1 protein-coding gene is annotated in these 711 nt (G+C 56.4%); it reads right to left on the bottom strand.

What is annotated here, in order from left to right:
* Positions 1–711: methyl-accepting chemotaxis protein (locus tag J5224_RS32780; protein WP_264629092.1), on the bottom strand; the 711-nt coding region annotated here is incomplete at both ends.

The following is a 711-nucleotide window of genomic DNA, read 5'->3' on the forward strand; positions in this document are numbered from 1 at the left end:
GCTGGGTGGTGTTGTCCAACTGGTTAATGGCAACGTTGATCTGATCGATACCTTTGCTCTGCTCTTCGTTGGCAGAGCTGATTTCAGCGATAACACCAGTGACGCTGTTTACGCCGCTCATCAACTCTTCCATGGTTGAACCAGCCTGCCGCACCAGATTACTGCCCTGCTCAATGTTGGTGACCGATTCTTCGATCAGCGCTTTAATTTCCTGCGCAGAGGTGGCACTCCGTTGCGCCAGTGAACGCACTTCTCCTGCGACCACGGCAAAACCACGCCCGTGCTCACCAGCCCGCGCCGCTTCAACCGCGGCATTCAACGCCAGAATATTGGTCTGGAAAGCGATGCCATCAATCACACTAATGATCTCGACAATCTTGTTGGATGACGCGTTTATCCTGGTCATGGTGGAGACCACTTCATTCACCACCGATGCGCCTTTGTGGGCAATACCTGACGCATCCTCCGCGAGTTTGCTGGCGTGGCGCGCGTTGTCGGCGGTCTGGCGTACCGTTCCCGCCAGTTCTTCCACGGACGCTGCGGTTTCGACAATCGATGAAGACTGTTCCTCGCTGCGCGACGAGAGATCGGCGTTACCGCTGGCAATCTGGCGCGACGCCGAGGACATGGCCAGCGCGCTCTGACCCACCTGCTGCATCAGCTCTTGCAGGTAGGCGATGAAATCATTAAAGCTCTGCACCACCGCGTTAA

Source organism: Candidatus Symbiopectobacterium sp. NZEC135 (assembly GCF_025962695.1).